This window comes from Halobellus clavatus, from assembly GCF_900107195.1.
Classification (GTDB): domain Archaea; phylum Halobacteriota; class Halobacteria; order Halobacteriales; family Haloferacaceae; genus Haloquadratum; species Haloquadratum clavatum.
The window spans coordinates 157,339-179,969 of record NZ_FNPB01000001.1; the positions used below are offsets into that span (position 1 = coordinate 157,339).

The following is a 22,631-nucleotide window of genomic DNA, read 5'->3' on the forward strand; positions in this document are numbered from 1 at the left end:
GGGCTTATACTGTCCGCTGAACAACCGTGAGGGATCGCCGTCCCCTCACGCGCGCGGGCCGTCGTCGAGCGCGGCGTCCAGTCGGTCGCGGACGTCGTCGATGTCGATCGACTCCGCCCAGACCGCGACGTCGTACGTCAGATCGAGCAGCCGGCGTATCTCGGCGTCGTCGCCGGCCGAGGCCGCCCGCGCGGCGTCCGCACGGAACCGTTCGGCGAGCGCCTCGGCGGCGGTCTCGCGGTCGACGTCCCGCGAGTCGACCGCGAGGATGTGGGGGAGGTCCTCCGCGTTCGGGGGGAGCGTCGGGAACGCCGCCGGTCCGGGCGCGAGGAGCGTCCGGTCGCCAGGGCCGTCCTCAGCCGCAGTCGCGTCACGCGCGGGGTCACCGTCCGCGGCGGCTGCCGCGTCCCGCGCATATCGGACGAGCGCGTAGGATCGAACCGCCTCGTCGACGGCGGCAGCGACCGCGTCGTCGGCGAGGTCGGTGCCGCGCTTGAACGCCAACTCCGAGAGGGCTCGTTCGAGTTCCGCCGGGGTCAGCGCCCCGAAGAGGTCGACGATGCCGGCGAGTTCGTCTGGATCGAACGGCGGGTCCGCCGCGGCCGTCACTCGCCCACCTCGCGATGTGTCGCGCCGGATGGGGTCGGATCCGACTCCGACTGCGGGCGCGATTCCGCGTCGCCGGAACGGTCCACCCGTCGCCGCTCGCTGGCTCCCGCCGCGCCGACGACGTCGGCGAGGTCGGCGGCCGCTGCGTCAGCCACCGCGTCCGGCGAGAGCGACGTGGTCTCCCAGGCCGGGAGCCGGTCGTCGGTCGAGTCGGGGGCCCGAACCGCCTCGGCGTACCGGTCGACCTGGGTCCGCTCGTGGTCTCGATCGAACTCGAAACCGTTGAACGCCGCGTCCTGGGCGTACTGATCGACGAGCGTACCGGCCGCGGCGCGATAGCGCGATTCGAGCGTATCGAAGTCGATCTCGATGCCGTGCTCGACGACGGTCCGCAACAGCGTCTCACCGACAGAGCGACTCATCTCGGAGAGGCCCGCCGACCCGTCGACTGAGCGGTGATCGTGTTCGTACTGCCCCAGGTCGACCTGTGCGGTCCCGTCGAACCCGGCGACGTCGAAGGCGTCGCCGAGCGTGCCGACCTCCAGCCCCCACCGACGCGGCGTCCGGATCTGTCTGGCGGCGTGTGCGGTCGCTCCGAACTCCCCGGCGAGCGCGTAGCGGAAGGCGTCGAGGTACTTGAGGAACGGCTCGGGGTGCTCGTCGAGCAACACCCTGACCAGCGGGGCGTAGAAGAGTCGAAAGAGCCGACCGTAGAGCCGGTCGTCCTCGACGCGAGCGTAGTAGCCCTTCGAGAAGTCGTAGCCGCGCGAGAGGGGGAACAGCAGCCGCGAGACGAAGGACTCGTCGTACGTCGTCGTGTCGGCGTCGTGGACGACGACGAACTCCTCGGTCGTCGCGCGGCCGAGGCCGAGCCAGACGTCGCGGCCCTTTCCGCGGGCGCCGTCGAGAGTGGCATCCGAGAGCAGGTCGGCGATCCGGGGGCCGTCACACCACAGCAGTTCCGTGCGGAGGTCGTACGTCGAGAGCCACTCGCTGATCGCGGCGACGCGCTCGGCATCGGCACGCAACGGGACGACCACCCGCGCGGGGTTCAGTCCCTCGAGCGTCGAGAGCACCCGGTCGGCGGCGGCGGTCTCGCAGTCGCGTTCGCTCATCGGCACCACGATCGCCGCCCGGTCGGTCGGCGCAGTCGGGACCGGGTCCGCGAGGTCGTGAAGCGTCGTCACCCGCGCTTGCACGTATTCCATCGAAGGCCCCTCAGGGCGGCACGAGCAAAAGCCCGGGGGTTCTAGAGAGTCACCGCCGACGAGCGCTTCGGCAGGGACCGTGTGCGCGAAGGGTTATGTACGATACCGCAGCCAGGAGGGGTGTGCGCTGAGAGCAGCCCCGCGTCGACAGCGGTCGTTCGGCACGACGACGCGGGGTGCGAGACGGGCCGTGCCGACTGTTTGCCCCCGTAGGAGCCGTCTCGGAACGAGGCGTCTGGGATCACTCTCCGGGAGGTCACACCGGCGCGGTGAACGCACCGGGCGGCGGTTCGCACGACGCGGGTCAGGTCCCCGGTGCGACTACGTCGGCAGCCTGTCAGTCTGCTGTAACGCGATCAGTCCGACGACGACGATACTGAGCGCGAGCGCGAGGCGCGTGAAGATGACGTCGTAGGCGAACCCGCCATCGCGGAGGGCACCGACCGCCGAGGAGCCCGTGGCCTGGAGGATCATCATCCCCGCAGAGTACCACGCGTACGAACTGGCGCGCGCCTCGCTGGGGAGCGTGTCCAACAGCAACGTGTCGATCGCCGGGAACAGGCTGTGGATGACGTACCCGATCACCGCCGTGAGCGCGACGATCGCGACGGTGCCGCGGGTGACCGTCAACACCAGCAGACTACCGGTGAACGCGCCGATGATCGCGAGAATGTACGGCACGCGCGGCAGCCGATCCGCGAGCCGACCGGAGACAAAGAACGCCGGGACGCCGGCCCCGAAGAGCACCGTGAGGAGGTTCTTCGCGACGGCGTCGGGGACCCCCTTGGTCCCCATATACAGTTCGTAGAAATTGAACAACCCCTGCCAGACGAACCCGGTCGTCCCGACCACGAGGACGCCGAGGCCGACGATGGGCCACTGCGAACGGATCGCACCGACCAGGTCGCGGTCGTCGGTCCCCGCGTCGGGCAGCGTCGTCCGCCGCGCCGCGACGTACAGCGCGAGAGTGACGACTGCGGCCGCGATGGCGATCCCGGCGAAGACGACCCGCCACTCGAAGAAGAGACTCAAGACGAGCGTGACGATCGGCGCGGCCGCGACCGCCGCGATTTGACTCGCCATCCCGTGGACGCCCAACGCCCAGCCGACCCGACCGGGGTAGAGTTCGCTGACCAGCGGGTTGGCGGCGACGAGATACGCCCCCGAGGAGAGCCCCATCAGGAGCGCGCCCACGCTGAGCATCGGAACCGATGTCGCACTGGCGGTGAACGCCGCGGCGGTAGTCAACACGCCGCCGGCCGCGAGGATCACGCGGTGCCGGGCGACGTGGGTGAGAATCCACCCGGTCGGGAGCCGCAGGAGCGCGCTCCCCAGCCACGCCATCGTCGCGATCAGACCGGCGGTTCCCTCGGTGATTCCGAAGACCGCGATGAACTCCTGCAGAAGTGGCGCGAAGACGACTCGCCCGAGGTTGACGAGGAAAAACATCGAACAGAGCGTACCGAAGAGACGACCCCGAGACACGGTCCGACTTCGCCACGGGCCTAATCAACCCTTGCGATTCCCCGGCCGGGATACGGATCTTTTTACGGACCGGTACCCAGATTCGAGGTATGAAGTCGACACGGAAGGGGCTCCGGAGTGGGGAGTTGGAAAAAGACACCTACGGTCGGCTCAACTGCGCGGAGTGTGAGGAGTCGCTGAAGACCGAGAACGACCCGGACGAGGTGTTCACCGTCCGGCGGTGTCCGAACTGTGACTCGAAGTGGAAGGAACTGCGCTGAGAACCCCGATCGACATAACCGATCGGCGTGAGAGCTACTCGAAGACGCCATCGAAGGCGCGCGCACCGAGCGGTTCGAAGGTCCCGGCGGCGACGTTCTCGGGCACGTGGTCAGGTGAACTCGTCCCGACGAGCGCAGTGGTGACGCCGGGAGCGCTCCGCGCGAAGTTGATCGCCCGCTGCGCCGCGGTGTCGCCCCGCAGTTCTGCGTCGATCTCCGGCGGAATCGACGACGTCAGTTCACCCTGCGCGAGCGTGGCGCTCGCGACGACGTCCAGGCCGGCCGCCTGGGCGTACGTGAGCGCGCTGACGTCCTCGCCGTCGTCCGGATGAGCGTGTGCCGAGACGGTGAACGCGTCGGCCATCGCGACGTTGAACGGAAGTTGAATCGCACCCAGGCCGACGTCGTCGGCACCGGCGGCCTCGGCAGCGCGCTCCGCACGCGAAACGACCTCGGGCAGCGACAGGTACGAACCGTGACCGCGCGGTACCCGGAACGCCTCCCAGGTGGCGACGCCGTACATTCCGATGTCGCCCGCTGCGCGTCGCCGTTCGAGGCGCTCGAAGGTCGCTTCGAGTTGGTCGTACACCGCATCACGACTCCGGACCTGTAGTTGTGTCTCCGGGTTGTGTACGTAGTAGCAGTCGATCGTCTCGACCCCGAGATTCGAGAGCGAGCGATCGAGCATCGCCTCGATGAACGCCGGTGCGATGGCGTGGCTCCCGGCGGCGAGCTCCTCGGGGTCGAGGAGCCCGGTGTCGAGGAAGTGCTCCCTGACGTACGCCGCGGGGTCCTCGGGTCGGGAGCCGTCGAAGGGGAGGAAGCCGCCCTTCGACGCGACCACGACCGCCTCACGGTCGACGTCGCTGTCCGACAGCGACTCGCCCACCACCCGCTCGCTTCGCTGGCACCGGTAGTTGATGGCCGTATCGACGTGGTTGATGCCCGCCGACAGCGCCGACGTGATCGACGCTCGATAACCGGCGTCGACCTCGCGCGTCGGAGCGCCGAGATACGTCCCGAGGCCGACGCTGGATGCGACGCCCGGACCGAACCGGCGGAAGTACGTCCGGGCGAACGCGTCGCCGAAGCGGTCGCGATAGCCCCACGTCCCCTGACTCGTCGCCATAGCGACCTGGAGGGCCGCGACAGGTAAACGGTCGTCGTCTCAGGAGCACGCAGGATCCGCAGTCGCGGCCGAATACCACCGACGGGTCAGACGTCGCCGGACAGCGACTCGAAGAGCCGATCGGCGAGTGCGTTCCGGCTCACCACCTCGCCGCTGACCGTCCGAATCACCCCCTCGTGCAGGGACAACTGACCGCCACCCATCCGCGCGTGTCCGCCGCCGCTAGCGTCCTTGAGCGTCGCCAGTGCGGCCTCCAGCGTCCGGCCCATATGGACGCGATCGTCGCGTGAACGCCCGGAGAGGTGGATCGTTCCCTCGCGCTCGCCGAGGACGACGACCGCCGTGACGCCCTCCAGTTGAATGAGTTCGTCGGCGGCCTGCGGGATCGCGTCGGCGTTCGAGACACGACCGACGTCGCTGACAGCGAAGGGACCGCGGACGTCGCGACCGGCGATGGCGCGCGCCTTCAGCTCCAGCACCTCGGTCGAGACCTCGGGGTTGGCGATCCGGTCGAGGCGGTCCTCGTCGACGCCGGGGTACAGGAACCCCGCCGCATTGAAGTCGGCGGCTGAACAGCCGGACGTCAGCCGTTTCGTATCCGTGAGAATGCCGTAGAGCAGCCCCGTGGCGACGAGCGAGGGGACGGTGTAGGTGGCGTCGACCTCGCTCTTGTGTTTCGCCGGCGGGACCGGCGTCGCGTTCAGGTCGTCGAAGTACTCGGCGATGATGCTCGAGGCCGCGCCGTAGTCGGTTCGGACGTCGGTGAACGCCTCGCCGGTCCCGTCGCCGGGGTGGTGGTCGACGACCGCGAAGGGGAGGACGCTGTCGGCGCCGGCGAACCCCCGCGGGCGGTTGTGATCGACGAGGACGACGTGTTCGGCGGCGAGGTCGCTGACGTGGTCGATCTGATCGATGTCGAGGTCGAGGACGGTCTGGAACGCGCGGTTCTCCTGGTGTCGTACCTGGCCGGCGTACTGGACGCTGGCGTCGGTGTCGACCTGATCTGCGAGGCTCGCGACGGCGATCCCGGTCGCCATCGCGTCCGGGTCGGGGTTCGGGTGCAACAGCACCGCGACCTCCTCGAGTTGTTTGAGTTCGTCGAGGAGTCGCGCGCCACGCGGCCGCGTGAATCGACGGAGGAGATACAGGCCCGCAACGAGGGCGAGGAGCCCGATGATGACGGCGGCCATCATCGTGGGGTTCTCCATAGCGAAGGCCATCGTTCGGTCGAGCAGTTCCGCCCCGCGCTCGACCAACCCGGTGCGTGCGGAGCCCATACGCCCCCAGAGCGGATGCACCCTCAAGAAGATTCCCACGAGGTGCGTGATCGAGACGGACCGAGAGGGCTGAAATCGGCCGTTCAGACGTCTGATGCGGGCGTTCCGTCGCGGTACGCATCGATCGCCGCCCGGTATCCCTCGCGGAACGTCGGATACGCGAACTCGTAGCCGAGGTCGCGGAGCCGACTGTTGTCACAGCGCTTGCTCGTCTGGAGGCGACGCGTGGCTGCCTCCGAGAGGTCCGAGTCGGCGAGGCGCGCTTCGATCGTGCGCTTCGACGGGGCCTCGACCCCACACTCGGCCGCCAGCCAGTCCGCGAACGTCCACTTGTCTGCGGGTTCGTCGTCGGCGACGAGGACGACCGAATCGCGGGCGAGCTCGGATTCGAGGAGGAACGCGATCGCACCCGCGGCGTCGTCGCGGTGGACCATATTCAGGTATCCCTCGGTGACGGGCCCCTCGATGTAGCGGTCGAGTCGGTATCTGTTCGGGCCGTAGAGGCCTGCGAACCGCGCGACAGTCCCGTCGATGCCGGCCGCGGCGGCGTCCTCGCGGGCAATGCGCTCGGCCTCGGCCAGGATCGCCGTCTTCTCGGTCGTGGGGTCGATCGGCGTCTCCTCGTCGACGAACGCGCCGTCGTGGTCGCCGTAGACGCCCGTGGAGGAGGTGTAGACGAGTCGGTCCGGCGTGGCGTCGCGCGCGGCGTAGGCGTCGATGACGTTCCGCAGTCCCTCGACGTAGACCTCGCGAGCAGCCTCGGCACCGCGGCCGCCGGAGCTGGCCGCGAAGACGACCCAGTCGGCGTCCGGGAGCGCCGCGAGCGAGTCCGGATCGGTCGCGTCCGCGCGCTGGGTATCCAGTCCGGCCGCAGCGACCGCGTCGAGCCCGGCGTCCGAGCGCCGGACGCCCGTCACTGCGTGGCCGGCCGCCCGAAGCTGTCGGCCGAGTTCGAGCCCGACGTAGCCGCACCCGACGATGACGACCCGGGCCATCACCGATCGTTCCGGCTGGCGAGGAACCGTTGAATCGCCGCCAACTGTTCGAGCGTCATCGCCGACCGCCCCTCGACGGCCTGCTGGACCTCCTGGCCGGAGAGGTCGAGGTCGACGTTCGAGGCGATCGTGTCGACGTCGACGACACCGGTGGTCATCGCCATCAGGAGGTGATCCCGGAGTTCGAGTACGATCGTTTCGGCGTCAGGGCGGTCGTCGTCGAGCGCGAGCAACGCCGCGGCATCGGTCACCCTGAGATCCGGCACTGGCCCGTCGGCGACGGCCGTCACGGTGTCGCGATCGAGGCCGGAGTCGGCCGCGGCCGTCTCGACGCCGACGTCGTCGACGACCGTTCTGAGTTGGTTCTCGTACGCTTCACGGAGCGCCGCCGGTGAGAGCGACGCCGGCTCCGAGGCCGCGTCGTAGAGCATACGAGTAGTCGCCACTGCGGCGGCAAAACGGTTTCCCGAAATATGCGGGCCTGTGCCGGCGGCCGCGCATCCGGGCTTCGGTCCAGGCCCCGGGGATCCGGTGACGATTCCGGCGGTGCGGCCGCGACGCGGTCGATTCAGCCGAGGGGAACCGCTTAAGTCCGTCAGCACTAACAGATTCCGTATGCACCGATCGTGGCGCTCGAACCCGGAGGTGGCCGCGTGAGCGTCGGCCATCGGGTGAGCTCCGACCACCAACTCGCCCGACTGCTCCAGATCGGTATCGTCCTCGAGGAAGTCGTCGAGGCCCGATCGTATCACCACTACCAGTCGCTCGACGACGCGCCGGCGCTCGATCCCGAGATCGAGTCACTGCTGGAACACGCCGCCGCGGAGTCCGCAGCGCACCGCGAGCGCCTCGAGGAGCTCGTCGACGAACTCGACGCCGAGAGCATCCCGTTCGAAGAGATCGAGGCGCTCGTCCAGGCACAGTACGGTGGAACCGATCCGGACGACTTCGACGACATCCTCTACGATCAGCTCGCCAACGAGGAGACGGCCTACAAGTTCTACGACGACCTCGTCGGCGCGCTGCGAGCGTCGGAGGCGACGTTCGGCATCGACCGCGACCACCTCATCGACGTCCTCGTGGAGATCCGCGAGGAGGAAGCCGACGGCGTCGAGGAGGTCACGAAAGTGATGAACGATCGCTCATGAGACGACACACGACGCACGACTGGGAGCAACGATGAACACGGCCGATCAGTACGTCAAGGCGATCTATCTGCTCCAGGAGATGGAGAACGGACCGGCGTCGACTGGCGCGCTCGCGGACCGACTGGGTGTCAGCCCCGCGAGTGCGAACGAGATGATCGGGAAACTCGAATCGCGCGGACTCGCCGAACACGAGAAGTACAAAGGCGTGACGCTGACCGACGAGGGGATCGTCCGCGCCCGCGACGCGCTGCAGACGTACTGCATCATCGAGCGGTTCCTCGCGAACGTCCTCTCGGTGGACGAGTTCCGTGCGGAGGCGGGCGACCTCGAACCGGTGATCGACGATCTGGTCGCAGAGCGACTGGATACGATCATCGACCGGAACGCGGAGTGTCCCGACTGTTTCGACCCCGAGACGGACGCCTGCTGTCACCTCGACGTCCCCGCCGAACCGGTCGAAACCGAAGAGCAGCGGGCTGACTGACAGCGCTGAGCCCGGGTCGGACCGGTCGGAGTCGAATCCCACATTTTCAAGACCGTGTCGGCCGATCCACCGCGTATGGATGGGAAAGCGGCGATCGGCCGTCTCCTCACGCTCGCGGGTGTGGGACCCCGCGACTCGCCGAGAGAGACTGAGCAGTCGACGCCCTACGCGTGTCTCGGATGCGGCGCGACGTACGAGGTGCAGTACCACGTCTGCCCCGAGTGCGGCGGGTTTAGCGTCGAGTCGCAGACCGAACGTCGAGATACGCAAACTAACTGACGCCGACAGGGCGGTGCGGCCGGTCTCGACCCAGCGAGCGCAACCCGATGGGTTTTCAAACGCTGCGGCGTGAGTAATGCGTGCAGTCCCGTGGTGTAGCGGCCAATCATATGGGCCTTTGGAGCCCATGACGGCGGTTCGAATCCGCCCGGGACTACTTCTGCCGCGAGCAATACCGCGAGCGCCACATACGTCCAGCGGATTTGAGCCCAGGATGGACCCCCAAACGAATCCTCTCGTTCAAGATCCAGTTTACCGATTTCAACCGCTGTCAGTTTCATCGATGGAACCGCAGCCGTCCGTGTGACAGGGATCCGGTCGTGCCGGCCCACCACGACGTGGACATCGTGGCACGCAGCTTGTTCGTCTGTAGAGTGAGAATATCGGGACCGTCGATAGTCGTTCGACAGGTCTGTGTGGGCGTAAATCAACACGGGGTATGCACGAGGATCCGACGGCCTGAGCACGAGAGCGTTCGGGGGCGGCGGAGACGACTTGCGACGCCTGAGATGCGGTTGGCTCGGTACAGGTCAAGGCGGATCGCACCGCAGCTTCACGGCTCTAAAACAGGGTAGAAGTCTTCGACGGGAGACAGAGATCGGAACCGGTGTCAGCATCCGATCTCTCGCTGGAGTGCGTTTATGAGGACCTTGGTAGACCAGTGAAACCGCATTTGCCTGACGAGACCGATGCGTTCGTATGTGGCCAGACGCGAAAGCCGACTTCGATCCGGAGACGGACGCCAGGATGAAGGCGGTGATCAACAGTCGGTGGCTCGAAATCGGTTCCACCGATTCTGGTGTAGACAAAACGGATCGGTGGCGGGATACCAGCTGAGAAGTGATCAGCGATTCACCCGTCGGCGAAGCGATTGATTCCCGAGGCGTACACGTGACACGCATCCCGGATAGACGAGAACGAGAGGGCGTCGACTGCAAACTGAGGCCGGTGATGCCGCCCCAGAGTACGCGAATCCCGTAGACGGTTCGGTGCGGGCCCCGATCCTCCGCATTTTGCACACTGTCAGGGAGAGATCCAGCCCACCAGGTCGACTGAAGAGTCCCGAGGACAACCGTCGATCACAGAGTACCGGACCAAATATTGTTTTCTTACTATACAAATTGAATTAACACGTTTATCGCCGAAAAGAAGAATACTTATAGGATATCCTGGATCAGGCGAACGGGACGCAACAGCAGACGAATGCGCAATCGCAGGGACTCTCGTCGTCAGCCGATGTGTTGCCGAGTCCCGACCAGCGACGACCCGTTCTCTCGACGAGCCGACGCGGTAGCCGGCCGGTGGTGCCGACGCGCGGTCCGACAGGACGAGCCGATAGCGCGTGCGGCGGCTGCGACCCCACAATCTTTGTATGATAGGGTTCACGAGTCGGTTCCGAGCGGCGGCTTTCGTATTGGTACTCCTGATCAGCGTCTTCGGCGGAGTGGCGGGCTACGCCGGGACCGTCGTCGCTGATCCGGGGACGATCGCGTTCGACTCCGCAACGTACACCGACGGCGAGACAGCCACCGTCACTGTCGAGGACGGCGATCTGTCGACCGGCGAGTCGTACGTCGTCGACGTGGAGTCGGATACTGAATCGCAAAGAGACGTGATGGATGAAGACGTATCAGATGGGACAAATTCTATTACAACAGATCATTCGGTGATAGATCTAAATGGAGATAATAAAATTACGAATGATGACATCATATATACCAATAATGGGGATGGATCTGGAGTTATCTCGGGGGTTTCCCGTAATTCAAACGGGACGGTAAGTATAGTTCTAAACTCATATTCTGACGCTGATGACACAATCACGTACAAATCTGCTGAAACGGTTCTTCTTACTCACACTTCTGGATCACAATTTACTGGGGAAATTTTGTTGAGTACCAGTGATTCAGTCGGAACTCTTCATATATCAGATACAGATAACATAAACTCGACTTACTTCGATGAAAGTCAGAATTCGAATATAAAAGCATCAGCAACGGTGGATATAGTAAAAGAATCAAAAAATTCTGATCCAGAGCCACTTACACGCGGGCCAGCGACCGAATTCTCGATCGCCAGCCTGGGCGGAACGACGCTCACAGACAGTGAGAGCGTCATCGAAATCCCGTTCAGCGAAGGGCTCTCGAAGGCGGGCGGCGAAGCCGGCGGGCTGACGCGCAGCGACAACGTGACCGTCACCGTCGACGGGGAGGACGTGACCGATCGATACGCGCTCGACGCGGACGGCTCGGCCGACGGCCAAGTCGTACTCAGTGCTGCGACCCCGCTCGATCCGGGAGCGACCGTCTCGGTCACCATCGATGCGGTGAACGACTCGATCGACACCGAGACGATCAGACCGGGATCATTCGAGGTGCGCGCGACGGATTCGACCGTCGTCGAGGGCGACGGCGACGTCAACGCGTACGAGAATACGACGATCGCGTTCGTGACGGACGACGGTTCTGCGGACGTCGACCAGCCCTTCGAGGTGGAAGACGAGGACGGCGCGTTCGTCTTCGCCGGAGAGACCGGGACCGGGAGTCAGGTGTTCACCTTCGATACGGCGACACGGAACTGGAGCGGGGCGTACGCGATCGAAACGCAACTCGACGACGGGAGCCTCGACAGCCGAACGGGAGTCACGCTCCGAGCACTCGATCTGGCCGTCGCCGTCGAGGATCGATCGGTCGCGACTGATGGATCGATCGAGGGCACGATCGAGTCCAATACCGCCGATCGAGCGGTCGAAATTGGGCTTGCGGCCGACAACGGAGCGGTCGTCGCGGTGCGGAATCGCACGCTGGCGGGGAACGGGGAGACGGCGTTCCAGTTCGATGCGACCGAACTCACCGCCGCGGGGCCCGGCAACTACACCGTCAACGTGACCGACAGCGCGACGGGCGTTCGCGCCGTCTCCCGATCGGTCACCGTCGTTGACGCAGCGCGGAAAACCGCCGCTTTCGGATCGGCGGTGATGCACGATCACGCGGGCGACATCGCAGAGATCGTCGTCGACCTGCAGTACGCGGAGGCCGCGACGGTCACTATCGGCAGCGACGCGGCCGGGTTCCGAGCCAATGCGACGGTCGTCGACGAGAGCCACGACGGGACGGTTCGGCTGCGGTTCAACACCGAGGCCGTCGCCGGGACGACGACGCTACCCGCCGATGGCGGCGATGTCTTCGAAACCGGCCCGGGGGACGGTAACGTCTCTGACACCGTCGTCGCGGCCGACATCGATGATCGAAACGCACTGTCCGAGGTACCCGCCCCCGGTGAGTACCCCCTGTCGGCGCGCCCCGGGAGGGTAGCCGACGACGAGGCGACGGCCGTTGGGACGCTGCTACTCGCCGAACCCGAAGTAGCGGCAGTCACGAACTGGGTTGCACCCGCAGGGGTGCGGCTGACGACAGCCGACGACGTCGCGGCGGAGCGCGCGGCCGGGCGACTCACCCCGGCGACCGAGATTGCCGCGGGGGACGTCGTCGTCCACCGGATCGTGGCCTCTGGCCTCGCCGGGGCGTTCGCCCGCCAGCCCGGGAGCGCCACCGAAGCGTTCTTTGCACTGTCGGGCACCGAGGATGGCGATCGCTACGCACTCGACGTTTCTCAGCGCGACGAAACGATGAATCGCGAGGCTGCGCGGCTCCGGATCAACGAGAGCACTGCGCACGTCGTCGCCGATCCCGACAACGACACGTACCTCGTGTCGTATTCGTTGGGCGGTCCTCCGGAGGTTGCCCTGACGGGCGAGCGCGCGGTCCGGACGACGGACGGGTCCATCCCAGCGACCGGCGAGTCGTTCGTTGCGAACTTCACGACCCACGATCAGGGGTCGTTCGTGGGTATCGATTCGGTGGCGCGGACAGCCACTGCCGAGTACACGCTGGCCGACGGGACGGTCCAATCGCTCGGGACGCCGGTGGTGGTCGCGCCCGGGCCGAACCGCTCGGTCCGGGGGACGACGAACGCCGCGCCGGGAACAGCGCTGGACCTTCGGATTCGGTCCGCGAACGGGAGCGCTGCGACGTATCTACAGACTGCGACCGCCACCGTCGCCGCCGACGGGACCTGGCGGGCGCGCTTCGATTTCAGTGACCGGGAGGTCGGTGACGAATTCGTGCTCCGATCCCTCGTGGGCGTCGTTGCCGAGGCGGACGAACTGGCCGTCGGCGGGGAAGTCCGCGTGATCAGCACGACGGTGGCCGCACCGTCGACGACGACCTCGGGGCCGGGGCGAGCGGGTGGAGGCGGCAGCGGCGGTGGATCCGGCGGCAGCGGGAGCGCGCCCGGTGATCGCCGCGACCCCGTGACTACGCAATCGTCGACCGCGACGGCGACACCGGGACCCGACTCGGTCGTGGACTCGACCCGCGAGTTCGTCGGGGGCGTGCTCGGGCGCTTCGTCGACGACGCGAACGAGGAACCGCTCCACAGTCGACTCAGGGGCTTCGACGCGCTCGTCGCGATCGGCGGCCTGCTGCTCGTCGGCCTCTTCGTCGTCTCCCGACGGGGGTGACGATCGGATTCTATCGGGCGTCGTAACGCCTAAGAACCGAAGAACCGTTCTATTCAGTAATGAATCTGAACGCGGATGCGAACGTCGCGGGTCCACCCGGACCCAAACGGAGGTGGTTCCGTGGGCGTTGAAATCAAGGAATCGACAGTGGGCGACGAGGAGTTCGAGGAGATGAAGGGATTCGTTCGCGACTACCTCGCCGCCAGCGTCGAAAGCGAAGACGACGGCGGACGGATGCGGTGGTACCCCTGGCACAGCGCCGAGTACCGCTTCAATCACATCCTGAACGTCGTCCAACTCGCAACGCGGATCGCCGAACGCGAAGGCGCAGACACCGACGTCGTCCGGGTTGCCGCGCTGTTCCACGACATCTCGAAACTGGAAGCCGAACAGGAAGTCCACGCCGAGGAGGGCGCCCGCGTCGCCCGCGAGTACCTCCAGGCCCACGGCGACTTCCCGCAGTCGTTCGTCGAGCAGGTGTGCCAGGTCGTGGCCGACCACTCCTATCAGGGACCGCTGTCGGACGTCTCACTGGAAACCCAGAGCCTCATCGAGGCCGACATCCTCGATAAGGTCGGCGCGAACGGTTCGGCGCTGATGCTGCTACGGATGGGGTACGAGTCGCGGACGCACATGGACGCCGCCGAGATGATCGAGCGAGTGCTCGAGCGCGGCCGCGACGCGACCGAGCGGATCAACTCCGACGCCGCCGAGAGCATCGCGCACAAGCGGCTCAAGCGCGTCAAGTGGTTCCGCGAGTGGCTCGAGAGCGAAGTCGTACAGATGGACCACGAACCCGAAGAACCGGAACTGTAGCGCTCCGGATCGCGTCCGATCGTGACCAGTCGGTCCGGGAGTACCCGCTCGCGGCCCGATAGTGCGACCGACGCCGACGACACGTTTACCTACCCGCCGACAGACGTCCGTCGCGTGTCCGCCCCGCTCCCTCCGCAACTCTCGAAGAACGCACAGATCGGCATCGTCGTCGTCCTCCTCCTCACGCTGGCGTACAGCGTCGTCATCGCCGGACAGATCCTCCTGTGGTTCGTGCTCGTCGGGATCGCCGTTGGCATCTACGTCGCGTACCTGCTCGTTCTCGCCGTGTTCCGGATGGTCGACGCAGTCGAGCGACTCGCCGATGCGGTCGAGGCCCGGAACGAGGCCGGTCAGACGCAGCCGAGCGACGGCAGTTCGACGAGTGAGAAGTCTGACGACGCCGAGGCCGCTCCCGACGAGGTCGAAGCCGACGCAGATGAAGGAGACTCCGGCGCGAAAGACACCGACTCCGACTCGGATGATGCTAACTCCAGCACGGAAGACACCGAATCCGACACGGGCGGCGACGGAACCGAACCCACCGACCGCGGTCGCGAATCAGCCGAGCACCGAAGCGATACCGACACCTGATCGGGTCGAGAGCGACGCCCCGACCGGTGCTCGTTTGTACGCCGACGTCCTACGCCGGACAATGACCGACTCCGGCAGCTGGGTCAGCCTCTTCTCCGGCGGCAAAGACTCCTCGTGGGCACTCTACCGTGCGCTCGAGAAGGGACTGGACGTGTCGCGACTGCTCACCGTCCACCCCGGCGACGACTCGTATATGTATCACGTCCCCGAGACCCGGCTGGCCGGACTCGCAGCCGAGAGCATCGGCATCGACCTCGTCGAGGTCGAACCCGAGGACCTCGGTGCGGCCGACGCCGACGACGCGAGCAGACAGGGCGACCGGGAAGTCGAACCGCTAGAAGCGGCGCTGTCGGCGCTCCACGCCGACCTGCCGAACGGTCTCAGGGGCGTCACCGCCGGGGCCGTCGAGAGCGAATTCCAGACCTCGCGCATCCAGGCGATGTGCGACCGCCTCGGTATCGATCTGTTCGCGCCGCTGTGGCAGCGCGATCCGGTCGACCTCGGCCACGAGATGCTCGATGCCGGATTCGAGATCCGGATCGTCCAAGTCGCTGCGGGCGGCCTGGACGAATCGTGGCTCGGCCGGACGCTCGACGCCGACGCGCTCTCGGACTTACAGCGCCTCAACGAGGAGTACGGGGTCCACGTCCTCGGTGAAGGCGGGGAGTTCGAGACGCTCGTGACCGACGGACCGCATATGCGCCGACCGATCGAACTGGCGTACGAGACGGTCTGGGAAGGAACCCGCGGCCACATCCGCGTGACGGAGGCGGGGCTCGGCGACGCCTGAGCACCCACAGCGACTGGGCCAGCGTCTGGACGCGGGAGGACCGTTTACTGGGGAGACAAACGCACGGGCGCCTCTGCCGCCCCGAGCGATCTGCCGATGGACTTCTGTGGACTCGCTCCCACCAGTCCCTATGGGAACAGACGACGGCGGTCACAGAGCGCGAGCGATCGACGCGCTCGCTGGGCGCGAGTACGCGACGGCGGGAGACGAGTACACGCGGGCCGGGTGGCGGGTGCTGGCCGAGCCGCGGCCGAACCAGAGCCCGTTCGAGGCGGACGAGCGGGGCTGGGTCGGTGAGGGGCTCCGGTATCTGACCGCCTCGGCCGTCGCGTACCGGGTCGCTGGCGCGGACGCCCGCGCCACGCGCCGTGCGGTGGAGGGCGTCGCAATCGCCCGGGATCTGGAGACCGCGCTCGAATCCCCCGTACAGCGGGCGTGTTTGCAAGAGTTCGTCGCCGACTTCCGGGCCGTCGGCGACACCGGGGATGTCGATGCGGCGTACCGGGAGGCGATCGACGCCTACCAGTCGCTCGCGGACGTCGAGTCCGTCCGGCGCTGGGCGACGTCGCCGCTGTTCGAGGCGGCCGCCGCGACGATCCGACAGGTGGCCCGAACGCTGGCGAACGGCGAGATCGCCATCGACTGGGAGGACCTCCACGGGAGCGACGCGTCGAATCCCGGCGCGTTCCTGGCCGAGCGCGCCCGGTTCAAACGCCAGCGGTTCCGATCGCTCCTCGCCCGCGTGATCGAGGAGGGGTGGCTCGCTGCGTCGCGCGGAACGACGGAGTACGACAACGCCACCTATCGATGTCCGGCGTGCGAGTCGACCGACGTCAACTGGATCGCCGACCACGTCCTCTGTCTCCGGTGTTCGGCACCGATGACCGAGGCCTGACCGGGTTGCTCGGCCGGATCACGGCAAAATCGATGTTCGGACTCGATCGCGAGTGTGGCGCGGCAGCTATCCCAGCTGGGAGTGCGCGCCGACCAGCGCCGAAGACAGTTCGATGTTTTCGACGCGAGCGTGTTCGTCGACGATGGTGCTCCTGAGATCGGAGTCACGGATCACGGCGTCGCTGAAAACGACGCTCCGGTGCAGTTCCGAGTCGGTGACCTCCGCGCCGGCCATCACGTGGACGTTCTCCCCGAGATCGACGTTTTCGAGCGTCGCCTCGTCGTGCACGTACGTCTCGCCGTCGAGGTGCCACGACACCGCTTCGAGGTAACTCTCGGGCGTGCCGATGTCGTACCAGGCGCCGTCGAAAGTGAACGCGTTGACGTCGCCGCGATCCTGCAGCCACTGCATAAACCAGCCCGGCTCGTCGGGATTGTTGCCGCTCTCGAGGTACGTCTCGAAGTCCGGAAGCGTCTCGGCGGGGAACGCATAGCAGGCGATCGAGACGAGCGTGCTCTGCGGATCATCGGGTTTCTCCTGGAAGTCGACGACGCGGTCTCCGTCCAGTTGGACCAGCCCGTACGACTTCGCGCGCTCGCGCGATCCGACGTCGTAGGCGGCCAGCGAGGGGGTGCCCTTCGCATCGAAGAAGTCGACGAACTCCGAGACCTCGAACGAGAGCAGATTGTCGCCGGCGACGACGACGAGATCGTCCGCGACCTCCTCGCGGTCGATGAGTTGTGCAAGTGCGCCGACAACCCCGAACTTCTCGTCTTCTGCGACGGTCTCTTCGACGGAGACAGTCGGCTTCTCGTACGGGGAGTCGTCGAGGAACGCCTCGAAGTCGTCGGCGAAGGCCTCGTTGGTACTGACGTAGACTTCCTCGATCCGGTCGTCGTCCTCGAGTTCCTCGAAGATGATATCGATGACTGTCCCGTCGCCGATTGGCAGGAGCATCTTCGGCCGGTCCTTCGTGATCGGCCACATTCGCGTCGCGTACCCGCCTGCGAGGACAACAGCTTTCATACCTCTCACCTGCCACCGGAGTTTCAAGACTGTTTCCCTAACCGCGGTGCACCGCCGAATCCACACCGGGAGAGAAGGAGCTATGATCCTCGGGGCCGGCGTACCGGTATGGCAGATTCGGGCGACGACGCGACGGCGAGACAGCGGATCGCGGACGCGCTCCGGTCGGAACCCCACGACGCGTCGGCGCTCTCGGCGGTCGTCGGCGTTCCGCGGTCGACGGTGTACCGACACGTCGAACACGTGGCACAGAGCCTCGAGAGCGCCGACGACGAGCAGTTCCTCGTCGCACCGCCGGAGTGTCGCGAGTGCGGCTTCGATCGCTTCGACGACCCGCTGAATAACCCCTCACGGTGCCCGGAGTGTCGCTCCGAGCGGATCGCCGAACCGACGTTCCTGATCGAATAGCCCGATCGGAGCGCCGCGCGTCCGGTGAGAAAACACGCTCTGACCTCACTCCTCGTCGAGGAGGTGGCAGACCGCGGTGTGCTGCTGGCGATCATCGCCACCGACCGGATGCGTTGCGGGGGCTTCCGACGCACAGACCGTACCGAACTCGTCCGCGAGGAGCCGCGCCGCCGCCTCACGTTCGCCCGCGGCGAGACGAGCCAGTGCGCGGTCGAGGACCGCCTCCGCGCCGTCGTCACCGAGTTCCGACGGGAGGTCGAACTCCCGTCTGAGCGCCGTCTGTACGGCGTGGGTCGGAACGTCGGCGGGAGCAGTCTCGGGTGCGGAGTCCGACGCAGCGTACGCTCGGATTGCGTCGAGGTCGACGCTCGGTCCTCGTTCGAGCCGCGAGTGGAACCGATGCACTCGCCGCCAGGCGACGCCGTCCAGGTCGTACGTCTCGGGGGGAATCACCGCAGGACAGCGCGTGTGGAACCGACACCCCGAGGGCGGATCCGCCGCGCTCGGCACCTCGCCGACGAGATCGACGTCCCGCCGCTCGACGGTGGGATCCGGGACCGGGATCGACGCCAGGAGCGCCTCCGTGTAGGGGTGTCCCGGACTCTCGAACACCGACTCGACCGGGCCGGACTCGACGATCTCGCCGAGGTACATCACCGCCACCCGGTCGCACACCTCGCGGACCACGGCGAGGTCGTGACTGACGAGGACGATCCCGAGGTCCAGTTCTCGCCGGAGTCGGTTCAGGAGTGCGAGTACGTCCGCCGTGACCGAGGCGTCGAGCGCCGAGACGGGTTCGTCGGCGACGAGGAGGTCGGGATCGAGAATCAGTGCTCGGGCCAGCGCGGCCCGCTGTTTCTCCCCGCCGGAGAGTTCGTGGGGGTAGCGGTCGGCGTCGCTGGGGTCGAGTCCGACCCGGGAGAGCGTCGACGTCACGAGGCGACGGCGCCGCGCTCTGTCGGTCATCCCGTGGATCGCGAGCGGTTCCGCAACGGAATCGCCGATCGAGCGTCGCGGATCAAAACTCCCCGTCGGGTCCTGAAAGAGCAACTGTGCGCGGCGACGGAAGCGCTTCAGTCGCGACCGATCGTCGCTCGTGACGGGGTCGCCGTCCAGCCTGATCGTTCCGCCGGTCGGTTCTTCCACCCGGAGCATCGTCCGGGCCGCCGTCGACTTCCCGCACCCGGACTCGCCGACTAGGCCGACAGCCTCCCCGCGCTCGACGGTGAGGTCGATCCCGTCGACGGCCCGGACCTGCCCCGTCTCGCGGTTCAGCAGCCCCGTTCGCACGGGGTAGTGTTTCGTCAGATCGCGGACCTCGAAGAGCGGCGACGCGTCGGTCATCGGCGGTCACCGCCGGCTGATTCGTCAGCAGACGCCCCGGAGTCAGCCGATTTCGCCGAATCGACGACGACGTCCGGGTCGCCGTCGGGCCCGAAGTGGACGCAGGCGGCGACGTGTGCCCGCGCCCCATCGGGGGCTGAGGTCGTCGCGTCGGGGGTCGGATGGAGCGGCGGCTGGTCCCCCTCTCGACAGGCGTCGACGGCGTGTGGACAGCGCGAGCGGAACCGACAGCCCGTGGTCGAGTCGGTCGCACTGGAGGGGTCGCGATCCGCAACGTCTCGCGCTGCGGTGGGTGTCAGATCGACATCGCGGCCAGGGATCGCATCCAGGAGCGCTCGGGTGTAGGGGTGCGACGGCCGCTCGAAGACGTCGTGGACGCTCCCGCGTTCCATCACCGTCCCGTCGTACATCACGACGACGCGGTCAGCGACTTCGGCGACCACGCCGAGATCGTGCGTCACGAGCAGCAGGCCGAGGCCCGACGCCGACTGGATCGATTCGAGCAGCCGGAGCACCTGCGATTGGATTGTCACGTCGAGTGCGGTCGTGGGCTCGTCGGCGACGAGCAGATCCGGTTCCCCCGCGAGGGCCATCGCAATGGCGACGCGCTGTTGCATTCCACCGGAGAGTTCGTGGGGGTAGTCGTCGATCCGAGTCGCCGGGTCGGGGATGCCGACGCGGTCTAAGAGGTCGATGGCGCGGGCTCGCGCGTCGGCCTTCGAAACGTCGTCGTGGAGCTGGATCGCCTCCAGCAACTGCCAGCCGACGGAGTAAACCGGATTGAGCGCGCGCTGTGGGTTCTGGAACACGTGAGCGATCCGGTCGCCGCGGACCGCTCGCAGTTCCGCCTCAGAGGCAGTCGCCAGGTCACGACCGTCGAAGCGAACCGTCCCGCTGACGATCTCGCCCGGAGGATCGTCGATCAACCGAGTGAGCGACTCGGCTGCGACGGTCTTGCCGCTCCCGGATTCACCCACGAGACAGACGGTCTCCCCGTCGTCGAGATCGAACGAGATCCCGTCGACAGCGGTGACGGTGCCGGCGTCGGTGTGAAAGCGAGTCCGCAGGTCTTCGACGTGGAGGAGTGAATCGCGGGGAGCTGCGGGTGGATCGGTCATCGGCCCACCTCCTGCCGCGGATCGAGGGCGTCTCTGAGCGCGTCGCCGAGGAAGTTGAACGCCAGGATCGTCGCGAACAGGAACAGACCCGGGACGGTGGAGACCCACCACGCGGTCGCGAGGTCACCCCGGCCGGCGGCGATCGTCTGCCCCCAGGAAGGTAGCGTCACGTTCCCGAGGCCGATGAACGACAGCGCGGCCTCCGAGAGGATCAACACCGGGATGTTGAGCGTCGCGGCGGTGACGATCGAGTTCGAGACGTTCGGCACGACGTGTCGCCAGACGACGAACGGACCGGACGCGCCGGCGCTGCGTGCGGCCGCGACGTACGTCTCTTCGCTGCGCTGGAGCGCCTCGCTGCGGACGATCCGCGCGATCCCGCCCCAGCCCGTGACGCCGAAGATGACGATCAGGACGAACAGGCTCCCGCCGTAGAGGTACGCCAAGAAGAGGAACAGGAAGAACGTCGGGAAGGTCTGCTGGATGTCGACGTAGCGCATCAGCGCCTCGTCGATCCATCCGCCGGCGTACGCTGCGGTGGCCCCGACGGCCGTCGCGATCGTGATCGAGATCAGGGTCGCGATCAGGCCCACCTGCATACTGACCCGCATTCCGAAGATCGCCAGCGCGAGCAGGCCCTTTCCGTCGGCGGTAGTCCCGAGCGGGTAGCGCCACGTCCCCTGGCAGCGGCCCTCGACTACCGGGCCGACGCACTCAGTCGGAATCGAGGCGTCGACACTCAGGAAGACGGGGGGTTGGTACGCGGCGGCGACGTCCAGCGCCGGCGGGTCGAGAAAGAGCGTCCCGACCGTCCCCAGGAGGAAGATGACGAGGAGGTACGCGAGACTGAGCACCGCGGGCCGGTGTCGGCGAAAGCGGCGCCAGTAGTACGCGACGAGGCGGCGGTTCCGCGCCAGCGGAACGAGCGCGAACACGAGCACGGACAGCGTCGCGACGAACAGCCAGTCGACGGCGGTCGCGTCCCAGACGAACGCGACGCCCCCGAACGCGACGTCGATCGTCGGATCGCCGCCGGCGACGAGGCGATCGGAGGCCACCGCGAGACCGTAGCTGCCAGCAGCGACGAGCGCGGCGAGTCGGAGCGGCGAGCGACCCCCACCGTCGGCGTCGATCGACGCCCAGTCGACGTCCTCGAACCGCTCGGAGGGTGGCTCGCCCCCGTCGGCTGGCTGCGAGTCGTCCGTCCCCGTTCCGGGAGAGTCCTCGGCACCGATCATCACCGATCACCGTAGTCGATGCGGGGGTCCAAAAGCGCGTAGGCGAGGTCCTGCAGGAGGTTCCCGAGCACCGCCACGAGCACCGGAACGAGCGTCGTGCCGAGCACCAGCGCGGTGTCCTGCCGACGGATGGCTTCGAGGCTGAGCCGGCCCAGTCCGGGAATCCCGAAGACGACTTCGACGAGATAAGACGCCGAGAGGATGATCCCGAGGAGGTCCCCGACGAGGATCGTCGAGAGCGGGACAAGCGTCGGGCGGAGCACGTGTCGGGTGAGGATGCGCCACTCGCTCGCGCCCTTCGCCCGGGCGGCCTTCACGAACGCCGCGCGGACATACTCCAGCGCCTCGGCCCGGGCGTAGCGCATCGTGCTCGCGATCGCGCTCGTCCCCAGGACGAAGACGGGCAGAACGAGCTGTCGGGCGTTGGCGAGCGAGAGCGGCCGGGTCCGGGCCAGTTCGGCGTCGAACAGCACCGGGACCCAGCCGAGTTGGACGGCGAAGAGCAAGAGCAGGACGATCCCGAACCAGAAGTTCGGGATGCTGACGCCGAAGAAGGCGACGAACGTCGCCGCGTAGTCGGTCGTGGTGTACTGATTGAACGCCGAGTAGAGTCCGATTGCGATCCCCAGAACGGTCGAGAGCGCCACTGCGGGCACGGTGTACATAAGCGAGTACGGGAGCGCCGTCAGAATCGCCGTCAGGACGGGCTGTGAACGCGTGTCCGACCAGCCCCAGTCGCCCGTCGCGAGGTTCCCGAGGTACTCCAGGTACCGCTCCCAGAGCGGCCCTGTGAGTCCCCGGCGCTCCGCGTAAGCCTCGGCCGCGGTTTCGGCGTCGGCACCGGTCGCGGCCGCTCGGAACTGGATTCGCGCCAGCTCCGGATCGGGCGCGTAGTCGAGGAGGACGAACGTGACCGTCAGGATGACGAAGGCGGCGACGCCAGCCCACGCGACCCGGCGTGCCGTGTACCATTTCAGCCCCATCGTGAGTGCGGATCTGAGTGCGTCGA

22 protein-coding genes and 1 tRNA gene are annotated in these 22,631 nt (G+C 67.0%); 11 read left to right on the forward strand and 12 right to left on the reverse strand.

The window, feature by feature from the left end:
* Nucleotides 1-45 precede the first annotated feature (45 nt).
* The 3 genes from BLU74_RS00810 to BLU74_RS00820 form a co-directional block, all read right to left on the reverse strand.
* Nucleotides 46-609, reverse strand: coding sequence for a DUF7109 family protein (locus BLU74_RS00810; protein ID WP_089764078.1), 564 nt, complete (start codon nucleotides 607-609; stop codon nucleotides 46-48).
* Nucleotides 606-1,817, reverse strand: coding sequence for a glycosyltransferase family protein (locus BLU74_RS00815; protein WP_245705695.1), 1,212 nt, complete (start codon nucleotides 1,815-1,817; stop codon nucleotides 606-608). Before BLU74_RS00815 ends, BLU74_RS00810 begins: the two co-directional genes overlap by 4 nt.
* Nucleotides 1,818-2,138: 321 nt before the next feature.
* Nucleotides 2,139-3,266 carry an MFS transporter gene (locus tag BLU74_RS00820; protein WP_089764080.1) on the reverse strand — a complete coding sequence of 376 codons (1,128 nt, stop codon included), beginning with the start codon at nucleotides 3,264-3,266 and terminating at the stop codon, nucleotides 2,139-2,141.
* A gap of 125 nt (nucleotides 3,267-3,391) precedes the next feature.
* Here BLU74_RS00820 and BLU74_RS18715 point away from each other — a divergent pair, with 125 nt between their 5' ends.
* Entirely contained in the window at nucleotides 3,392-3,562 is a 171-nt protein-coding gene (locus BLU74_RS18715; RefSeq protein WP_175454522.1) for an HVO_0758 family zinc finger protein, read from the forward strand.
* Nucleotides 3,563-3,596: 34 nt separating this feature from the next.
* On the opposite strand, the gene BLU74_RS00825 is transcribed toward BLU74_RS18715, so the two are convergent.
* From BLU74_RS00825 to BLU74_RS00840, 4 genes are all read right to left on the reverse strand, one after another.
* Entirely contained in the window at nucleotides 3,597-4,691 is a 1,095-nt protein-coding gene (locus BLU74_RS00825) for an aldo/keto reductase (protein WP_089764082.1), read from the reverse strand.
* An 86-nt stretch (nucleotides 4,692-4,777) separates the two neighbouring features.
* A complete protein-coding gene (locus BLU74_RS00830) occupies nucleotides 4,778-5,968 on the reverse strand; it encodes a DHH family phosphoesterase (RefSeq protein WP_394327854.1) in 1,191 nt (396 codons plus the stop codon).
* A gap of 83 nt (nucleotides 5,969-6,051) precedes the next feature.
* Nucleotides 6,052-6,963, reverse strand: coding sequence for an SDR family oxidoreductase (locus BLU74_RS00835; RefSeq protein WP_089764084.1), 912 nt, complete (start codon nucleotides 6,961-6,963; stop codon nucleotides 6,052-6,054).
* The gene (locus BLU74_RS00840) at nucleotides 6,963-7,394 is read right to left on the reverse strand and encodes a DUF5791 family protein (protein WP_089764086.1); all 432 of its coding nucleotides are present in this window, start codon (nucleotides 7,392-7,394) and stop codon (nucleotides 6,963-6,965) included. Before BLU74_RS00840 ends, BLU74_RS00835 begins: the two co-directional genes overlap by 1 nt.
* A 222-nt stretch (nucleotides 7,395-7,616) precedes the next feature.
* Between BLU74_RS00840 and BLU74_RS00845 the strand changes: the two genes are divergently transcribed.
* From BLU74_RS00845 to BLU74_RS00885, 9 genes are all read left to right on the forward strand, one after another.
* Nucleotides 7,617-8,111: a rubrerythrin gene (locus BLU74_RS00845; RefSeq protein ID WP_089765205.1), complete on the forward strand. Its 495-nt coding sequence runs from the start codon at nucleotides 7,617-7,619 to the stop codon at nucleotides 8,109-8,111.
* 31 nt (nucleotides 8,112-8,142) lie between these two features.
* Entirely contained in the window at nucleotides 8,143-8,595 is a 453-nt protein-coding gene (locus BLU74_RS00850; RefSeq protein ID WP_089764088.1) for a metal-dependent transcriptional regulator, read from the forward strand.
* A gap of 75 nt (nucleotides 8,596-8,670) precedes the next feature.
* Nucleotides 8,671-8,874 carry a hypothetical protein gene (locus BLU74_RS00855; protein WP_089764090.1) on the forward strand — a complete coding sequence of 68 codons (204 nt, stop codon included), beginning with the start codon at nucleotides 8,671-8,673 and terminating at the stop codon, nucleotides 8,872-8,874.
* An 84-nt stretch (nucleotides 8,875-8,958) separates the two neighbouring features.
* A tRNA-Gln gene (locus BLU74_RS00860) sits at nucleotides 8,959-9,031 on the forward strand.
* Between the two features lie 1,842 nt (nucleotides 9,032-10,873).
* Nucleotides 10,874-13,396 (forward strand): DUF7827 domain-containing protein, encoded by a 2,523-nt coding sequence (locus tag BLU74_RS00865; protein ID WP_089764092.1) that lies wholly within the window; start codon nucleotides 10,874-10,876, stop codon nucleotides 13,394-13,396.
* A 120-nt stretch (nucleotides 13,397-13,516) separates the two neighbouring features.
* The gene (locus BLU74_RS00870; protein ID WP_089765207.1) at nucleotides 13,517-14,212 is read left to right on the forward strand and encodes an HD domain-containing protein; all 696 of its coding nucleotides are present in this window, start codon (nucleotides 13,517-13,519) and stop codon (nucleotides 14,210-14,212) included.
* 114 nt (nucleotides 14,213-14,326) lie between these two features.
* Nucleotides 14,327-14,803 (forward strand): DUF8066 domain-containing protein, encoded by a 477-nt coding sequence (locus BLU74_RS00875; RefSeq protein ID WP_139175569.1) that lies wholly within the window; start codon nucleotides 14,327-14,329, stop codon nucleotides 14,801-14,803.
* A 61-nt stretch (nucleotides 14,804-14,864) separates the two neighbouring features.
* Nucleotides 14,865-15,593: a diphthine--ammonia ligase gene (locus tag BLU74_RS00880; RefSeq protein WP_089764096.1), complete on the forward strand. Its 729-nt coding sequence runs from the start codon at nucleotides 14,865-14,867 to the stop codon at nucleotides 15,591-15,593.
* Between the two features lie 130 nt (nucleotides 15,594-15,723).
* Complete coding sequence (locus BLU74_RS00885; RefSeq protein WP_089764098.1) at nucleotides 15,724-16,488, forward strand: hypothetical protein; 765 nt, start codon at nucleotides 15,724-15,726, stop codon at nucleotides 16,486-16,488.
* A gap of 66 nt (nucleotides 16,489-16,554) precedes the next feature.
* Here BLU74_RS00885 and BLU74_RS00890 read toward each other — a convergent pair whose 3' ends face one another.
* Nucleotides 16,555-17,514: a nucleotidyltransferase family protein gene (locus BLU74_RS00890; protein WP_089764100.1), complete on the reverse strand. Its 960-nt coding sequence runs from the start codon at nucleotides 17,512-17,514 to the stop codon at nucleotides 16,555-16,557.
* Nucleotides 17,515-17,622: 108 nt separating this feature from the next.
* Between BLU74_RS00890 and BLU74_RS00895 the strand changes: the two genes are divergently transcribed.
* Nucleotides 17,623-17,922, forward strand: a complete 300-nt coding sequence (locus BLU74_RS00895) for a transcriptional regulator (protein WP_089764102.1) — start codon at nucleotides 17,623-17,625, stop codon at nucleotides 17,920-17,922.
* Between the two features lie 45 nt (nucleotides 17,923-17,967).
* Here BLU74_RS00895 and BLU74_RS00900 read toward each other — a convergent pair whose 3' ends face one another.
* The 4 genes from BLU74_RS00900 to BLU74_RS00915 are packed head-to-tail and all read right to left on the reverse strand — an operon-like array spanning nucleotide 17,968 to nucleotide 22,605.
* Nucleotides 17,968-19,266, reverse strand: a complete 1,299-nt coding sequence (locus BLU74_RS00900) for an ABC transporter ATP-binding protein (protein WP_089764104.1) — start codon at nucleotides 19,264-19,266, stop codon at nucleotides 17,968-17,970.
* Complete coding sequence (locus BLU74_RS00905) at nucleotides 19,263-20,384, reverse strand: ABC transporter ATP-binding protein (protein ID WP_089764106.1); 1,122 nt, start codon at nucleotides 20,382-20,384, stop codon at nucleotides 19,263-19,265. Before BLU74_RS00905 ends, BLU74_RS00900 begins: the two co-directional genes overlap by 4 nt.
* Nucleotides 20,381-21,622 (reverse strand): ABC transporter permease, encoded by a 1,242-nt coding sequence (locus tag BLU74_RS00910; protein WP_089764108.1) that lies wholly within the window; start codon nucleotides 21,620-21,622, stop codon nucleotides 20,381-20,383. Before BLU74_RS00910 ends, BLU74_RS00905 begins: the two co-directional genes overlap by 4 nt.
* A complete protein-coding gene (locus tag BLU74_RS00915; RefSeq protein ID WP_089764109.1) occupies nucleotides 21,622-22,605 on the reverse strand; it encodes an ABC transporter permease in 984 nt (327 codons plus the stop codon). Before BLU74_RS00915 ends, BLU74_RS00910 begins: the two co-directional genes overlap by 1 nt.
* Nucleotides 22,606-22,631: the final 26 nt, after the last annotated feature.